Raw genomic sequence first — 6,688 nt, forward strand, 5'->3', positions numbered from 1 at the left:
ATTTCCTGGATCGCCTGCTGTGGGATATTGGTGAAAGTTAGCGGGTACGTTATCGTCTCTCTACGCTTGGGGCGATCCCCAGCGCTTTGATGATTGTACGGCCGGCGAGGAGATTACCATGCATATTCATCTGCTACAGCACGGCCCTGACCATGGCCCCGCCCGATTAACCGATTGGCTAACCAGTATGGGCCATAGTTACACCGTTTTTCATCTCTACGCAGGCGAGCTAACGCCCCGCCCAAACGAGTCTGATGCACTGATTATACTTGATGGCCCAGAAGAGCTACTCAGCCATCCTCCGGCGTGGTTTAAAGCCGAAGATAAGCTCATCAACCGCTATTTGGATGGTCAAAAACCGCTGCTGGGTATTGGCGTAGGCGCCCACTGGATAGCCCAGGCACTGGGCTCGGTGGTAGCGCCTGGTACCTATACTGAAACAGGCTGGCATACAGTCACCCTAGCGCCGGAAAGCTTGCTGGATTTACCCGAAACATTCAGCGCTTTTATGTGGCATCGCTATGTCTTCAGTTTACCCGACGATGCGCTGCCCCTAGGCGGTAGCGAAGCTGCACCGCTGCAAGGGTTTGCATGGGACAGAGGTCGTGTCATCGGCCTGCTGTGCCACCTGGAAGCCACTGCGGCTAGCGTGAAACAGCTACTGGGCACAGCCGAGTGGCCTGAAGCGTCACCTTCCACTACCCGCTATGTTCAGGATGCGGCCCAAATATTAGAAGACCCCAACCGCTTTATTCACCTCGCGCCACAGCTCGACCGACTGATGACCCAGTGGCTTAAAGCAGCGTAACAGTACAAGCTATAAGGCCGTCAGCGGTTCCACTGCCTGGCGGCCTCTAGGCAGCTATCCCAATCGCCCACATGAATCTCTGGCGGCGCAGCGTCGCGCTGCTTCTCTAAATGGTAGCGGTAGAGCGGGTCGTAGTACTCGGTGAGCAGCGGCGCAAGCCAGGCTTCATGGGCTTGGGGGTTGCCCTGGGCATGCTCTTTGAATGCCAGCGCCTGCAGCCGCTGTAAGCGCTGAAGGCGCGCGTTACCCAAGCGTTTTCCTAGTCGGATAAGGGAATTACTTAACTGCGCCTGCATTAATTGCCAGCCCTGGTAGGCCCCATGACGAGCGGCATAGGCCTGCTCCAGGTCGATAATATAGTCCTGCTGAATCTGAGCAAGGCGCCAATCCAGCGGCATTTCGATACGCACCCGCGGCGCTTGCTGCTGCGCCCGCCAGAAGTTCAAGGGAATATTGGCGCTGCCAATCTGACGGGACTCATCTTCGATGACCAGCCCTTCCATCAGCCCGATTAGCCGCTTGGCCAGCGCATGCTCAAAGTTGATTTGAGTAGCAGGCTCTTCAGGTCTGCGTCCAAAAGCAGAACCTTTGTGGTGCGCATAAGCTTCCAGGTCGACGCCATTATCGAGCTGATTAATCAGCGCTGTTTTTGCACACCCGGTGAGCCCTGCAACAACCAGCATTGGCTGAAGCGCGGCCGTATCAATGCGCTCACAGAGCGCTTGGCGCATAGCCTTCCAGCCACCCTCCAGCCGTGGCCTTGAGATACCGGCCTCTTCCAGCCACTGCTGAGCAATTTGCGAGCGCAGTCCACCGCGAAAGCAGTAAATCAATGCATCTGGGTATTCGGCTAAGCACTTCTGCCACGCTGCGACCCGAGCCTGCTTGACCTCGCCGCTGACTAAACGCTCACCTAGCTCAATCGCCGCGGCTTGACCATGCTTCTTATAAGCGATGCCCACCTGATGACGCTCGTCATCGACCATTAAGGGCAGATTGACGGCACCGGGCAGCGCACCCTGGGCAAACTCCACCGGGGCGCGCACATCTATTAGCGGTCGCTCTTCTCTAATTAAACCCAATACCGCCGGTGTGGTGGCTGGAGTTGTGGCCAGTGTCACCCGACCACCTCGATGGAGGCTTTCCCCTGGCGCGCCTTCATGACGCCGAATGACTGTAACGACAGGCCGAATTCGCGACCAATACGCTCAACGTCATCCTCCCAGGCGGGGTCAACGCTGAGCAGCAGGCCGCCGGAAGTCTGGGGGTCACACAACCACTGCCAGTGGGCTTCATCCATGGCCGGCAAGCTTTCCCCCAGCGCATCACGATTACGCAGCGTACCTCCAGGCACAGCGCCTTGGCGGCGGTAGGACTCTGCCTCGGCCAGACGAGGCAACTTACGGAAATCAATCTGGGCCATGACGTTACTGGCCTGGCACATTTCAGCAAGGTGGCCCGCCAAGCCAAAACCAGTGACATCGGTCATGGCGTTCACCCCTTTTACATTGGCAAGCTTCACACCAATACTATTGGGCTTGAGCATCGTTTCACGGGCAAGACCATGGTGGCCCATTTCCAGCAAGCCACGTTTCTCTGCTGTGGTTAGCATGCCCACGCCTAACGGCTTGGTTAAAAACAGTAGATCACCCGGCTTGGCGGTGCTGTTTAGCTTGAGCTTATCCAGGTCGACTAAGCCGTTTACCGCGAGCCCGAAAATCGGCTCGGGCGCATCAATGGAGTGACCGCCCGCCAGGGCAACGCCTAATTCGCGACATACCGCCTGGGCGCCGGCCATTACGTCCCCCGCCACTTCAGCGCTGAGTTTATCCAGCGGCCAACCGAGAATACCTAACGCCATCACCGGCGTGCCGCCCATGGCGTAAACATCGCTGATGGCATTGGTGGCGGCGATACGTCCAAAATCGAAGGGGTCATCGACAATGGGCATAAAGAAGTCCGTGGTGGCAATCATGCCGCGACCATCGCCCAGATCGTAGACGGCCGCATCCTCGCGCCCTTGATTGCCGACGATAAGCCGCTTATGGCCCGTCGCTGGCCCTGCCTTGGCCAGAATCCCATCCAGCACATCTGGGGCGATTTTGCAGCCGCAGCCTGCGCCGTGGCTATATTGGGTCAAGCGAATCGAACTCATCGTGTCTCTCCTTGGCACTTGGGGAATATCATCAGTTTAGCCCAGCATGGCGCATACTACAGAGCGTCCAGCGCGTCGCTAAGCTTATCCACGGCAATGACCTCCATACCTTTGGGCGGCTGCTTGGGGGCATTAGCGCGGGGTACAATGGCACGTAGAAAACCGTGTTTGGCGGCTTCGGCGATGCGCTCCTGACCACTGGGCACCGGGCGTATTTCGCCCGACAGTCCAACCTCACCAAAGACCACCAGCTCTTTGGGCAGGGCTCGGTTTTGCAGGCTAGAGACCACCGCCAACAGTACTGCCAAATCAGCGCTGGTTTCGAGCACTTTGACACCTCCGACGACGTTTAAAAATACGTCCTGGTCGCCGGTAAACAGGCCGCCGTGGCGATTAAGTACCGCTAACAGCATGGCCAGACGGTTTTGATCCACGCCGACGGCGACTCGACGAGGATTACCCAGCGCAGACTCATCCACCAGCGCCTGTACCTCGACCAGAATCGGCCGTGTGCCTTCCCACACCACCATGACTAAACTACCTGGCGCCTGCTCCTCCTGGCGAGAAAGAAAAATCGCGCTGGGGTTTTTAACTTCTTTAAGGCCCTGTTCAAGCATAGCGAAGACGCCTAGCTCGTTGACGGCACCAAAGCGGTTTTTCTGCCCTCGCAGGGTACGAAAGCGTGAGTCGGCGCCCCCCTCTAATAGCAGCGAGGCATCAATCATATGCTCAAGCACTTTAGGGCCCGCCAGCGAACCGTCCTTAGTGACGTGACCTACCAGCAGCAAAACCGTATTAGTCTTTTTGGCGAAGCGCGTTAGCGCCGCGGCTGACTCGCGCACCTGGGCAACGCCACCGGGTGCAGAACTGATATCTTCCAGATGCATGGTTTGGATGGAGTCAATCACCAGAATCTCTGGCTTCTCCCGCTCAGACACCGCCAGAATAGTTTCTACACTGGTCTCGGCCAGCATTTTCAAACCATTGGTGGGCAACTGTAGGCGGTGCGCACGCATCGCTACCTGGGAGAGTGACTCCTCACCGGTCACATAGAGGATACGCCGCTGCTGGGCCAACTTGCAGGCCGTTTGCAGCAGCAGGGTCGATTTGCCCGCCCCAGGATTACCACCCAACAGAACCGCTGACCCGGGCACCAACCCTCCGCCTAGCACGCGATCAAACTCCGCGAACGTCGAGCTCATACGCGGCACTTCACTAAGATCCACATTGCCCAGGTCGATCACTTCACGGGACAGATCTCCCGCGTAGCCAGATCGACCGGGGGCTGCGCCGCCACCAGGGCGGGCGCTCGCCAAGTGCACTTCACTGAGCGTGTTCCACTCGTGGCAACTGCTACATTGTCCCTGCCATTTACGGTATTCGGCACCGCACTCGGTACACACAAAGGCGCTTTTGGCTTTGGCCACTGCCATTACACTCCTACTGTTGCTGTCACTAAGGGGCAACTTACGCTTGGCTGCCGCTAGTATTCATCACTTACTGTCGCGTACTTTATATTCATGAGTGCCAGCAAACACAAAAGGCGGCCAGTGGCCGCCTTTTGTACTACTGGCTAACGTCTTATTGACGCTTTAGCTGCAGCATTTCACCATTTTCAAAGCGGCGACGCTCTGGATCAATCAACTCCAACGTGCTCTCATCAATACGCATGAAGTAGTAGATTTGACCATCGCCATCTGGCGTCAGTTCGTAAACAGTGGCGTCCGGATCGGAAGGCGTACCGGTTAGCACTTCCCAGTTACCCGCGTAGTTTTCATCCGGCGGTGTTTGAGGGTGGTTACGGTAAGAAGCATTCAGTGTGAAGGTACGCTCTTCAGCCGCGCTCATCTCTTCACCCACCATCGTGACATCCAGATCGATACCATCGCAATTGCGGCAAGGTAATGAACCTTGGTAATTTTGCTGTGCGGCAGCTGCCTCTTCTTGCTGCTGCTCCATGGGGCTGCTTGCACAGCCAGCCAGCAGTGCCAACATGGCCGAACCGGCCAGCAAACTCTTAAGTTGCATAGAGTGTCTCCTTAATCTCGTGTTGGACATCACATTTATTTACGCGCACTTATGACAGCATAACCGCTACAAGGTGCGACGCACACCCCTAGTGATGCGAATGCTTGCGCTTAGTTAGCCTTCAAGCGACCATGGTGTACCTTGCTAGGATAATCAGGTTACCCACATGAGCCAATACTGGAGTCCGGCCGTTCGCGAACTTACGCCTTACGTGCCCGGCGAGCAGCCACGCGAGCAGCTTGTAAAGCTCAATACCAATGAAAACCCTTACCCACCTGCGCCAGGTGTCGGTGAGGCACTGCGTGACTACGCGACCGATCATCTACGCCTCTACCCTGACCCAACCTCTGCAGCGCTGCGTGAAGCGTTAGCGGAGACGTTTCAGGTAGCGAGTGGCCAAGTGTTTGTCGGTAATGGTTCCGATGAGGTGCTGGCGTTTGCCTTTCAGGCATTTTTCCGCCATGGCGCACCACTAGACGTACCCACGATCACCTATAGTTTCTACCCCGTTTACGCCAACCTTTATGGCGTTGAGCTGCGAAAGCATCCGCTCAATAAGCAGTGGGAAGTCGATATTGATGCGCTTGGAGCGGATACTAGCCGCAGCGGCGTTATTTTCGCTAACCCCAACGCCCCTACTGGCCACGCGCATTCGCTTGCGACTATCGAGGCGCTGTTAAAGCGCGTCACTGATCGAGTAGTGCTTGTGGACGAGGCGTATGTCGATTTCGGCGCAGAGAGTGCTGTTGCGCTGATTGATCGCTACCCTAACCTTCTCGTCACCGGTACGTTTTCTAAATCACGCAGTTTGGCAGGCTTGCGGCTAGGCTATGCGGTGGGCTCAGAGGAGTTGATCGATGGCCTGTTGCGGGTAAAAGACTCCTTTAACTCTTTTCCAGTGGATAGTTTGGCAAGCTTAGTAGGCATCGCCGCACTCAAAGATGTCGAGCATTTTGAAGCCTGCCGCGAGCGTGTTATCACCACCCGTGAACGCACTCACCGGCGCCTTGAAGCGTTGGGATTTGAAGTATTGCCCTCTAAGGCTAACTTTGTGCTCGCCCAGCACCCTAACCACGAAGGCGCGCAGCTATTTGCTGGCCTACGCGAGCGGGGCATTCTGGTGCGCCATTTTAATACCTCAGACCTCAACAACTTCCTACGCATCACCATCGGCACCGATGATGAGATGGATAGCCTGATTGAAGCGTTAGAAATGCTTCTCTAGTAAAGGGTGAGGGGTAAGGAGTGAGGAGAGCCTTGCTGGCAGCTCACACCCTTTACTCCTTACTATTTCCCCTCACAACCTCCCCCTCACGCAAAAACATCCCCCAAGGCATCAGCCCTGGGGGATTTTTTCGTATAAGTGCCTGACGATGATCGGGCCGGCCATCCGGCGGCCGGCGCTCCGGGACTCTCCATGGGGAGACCCCTTGTTTTTCTTCCCCGCAAACAAAAAACCCAGCCGGTTGGCTGGGTTCTTCGTTAAATAAGTGCCTGACGATGACCTACTCTCGCATGGGGAGACCCCACACTACCATCGGCGCTAAGCGGTTTCACTTCTGAGTTCGGCAAGGGATCAGGTGGTTCACGCGTGCTATGGTCGTCAGGCGTAACTGTTAATGTACATCATGCTGACTGTTTTTAACTAGATTGTGATCGTCTCATTGCCTGCCGCCCTGACATTCTGTTGCCTGGGC

Annotated in this window: 6 protein-coding genes and 1 rRNA gene; 2 read left to right on the forward strand and 5 right to left on the reverse strand. The window is 56.3% G+C overall.

What is annotated here, in order from left to right; all coding sequences use genetic code 11:
• The first annotated feature begins 118 nt into the window (after nt 1-118).
• On the forward strand, nt 119-808 hold the full coding sequence (locus K7H09_RS12590; RefSeq protein WP_022522031.1) for a type 1 glutamine amidotransferase: 690 nt from the start codon (nt 119-121) through the stop codon (nt 806-808).
• Between the two features lie 20 nt (nt 809-828).
• On the opposite strand, the gene mnmH is transcribed toward K7H09_RS12590, so the two are convergent.
• From mnmH to K7H09_RS12610, 4 genes are all read right to left on the reverse strand, one after another.
• Complete coding sequence (mnmH, locus tag K7H09_RS12595; RefSeq protein ID WP_041159534.1) at nt 829-1,929, reverse strand: tRNA 2-selenouridine(34) synthase MnmH; 1,101 nt, start codon at nt 1,927-1,929, stop codon at nt 829-831.
• Complete coding sequence (gene selD / locus K7H09_RS12600) at nt 1,926-2,963, reverse strand: selenide, water dikinase SelD (protein ID WP_230804816.1); 1,038 nt, start codon at nt 2,961-2,963, stop codon at nt 1,926-1,928. Before selD ends, mnmH begins: the two co-directional genes overlap by 4 nt.
• A 56-nt stretch (nt 2,964-3,019) precedes the next feature.
• Nucleotides 3,020-4,390, reverse strand: a complete 1,371-nt coding sequence (radA, locus tag K7H09_RS12605) for a DNA repair protein RadA (RefSeq protein ID WP_041159540.1) — start codon at nt 4,388-4,390, stop codon at nt 3,020-3,022.
• 154 nt (nt 4,391-4,544) lie between these two features.
• Nucleotides 4,545-4,991 carry a copper resistance protein NlpE N-terminal domain-containing protein gene (locus tag K7H09_RS12610; RefSeq protein ID WP_022522027.1) on the reverse strand — a complete coding sequence of 149 codons (447 nt, stop codon included), beginning with the start codon at nt 4,989-4,991 and terminating at the stop codon, nt 4,545-4,547.
• Between the two features lie 166 nt (nt 4,992-5,157).
• On the opposite strand from K7H09_RS12610, the gene hisC reads away from it, so the two are divergent.
• Nucleotides 5,158-6,216, forward strand: a complete 1,059-nt coding sequence (gene hisC, locus K7H09_RS12615; protein WP_084625540.1) for a histidinol-phosphate transaminase — start codon at nt 5,158-5,160, stop codon at nt 6,214-6,216.
• A gap of 267 nt (nt 6,217-6,483) precedes the next feature.
• On the opposite strand, the gene rrf is transcribed toward hisC, so the two are convergent.
• A 5S ribosomal RNA gene (rrf, locus tag K7H09_RS12620) occupies nt 6,484-6,599 on the reverse strand.
• Between the last annotated feature and the right edge of the window lie 89 nt (nt 6,600-6,688).

It is taken from the genome of Halomonas sp. IOP_14 (assembly GCF_021021315.1).
Classification (GTDB): Bacteria; Pseudomonadota; Gammaproteobacteria; order Pseudomonadales; family Halomonadaceae; genus Vreelandella; species Vreelandella titanicae.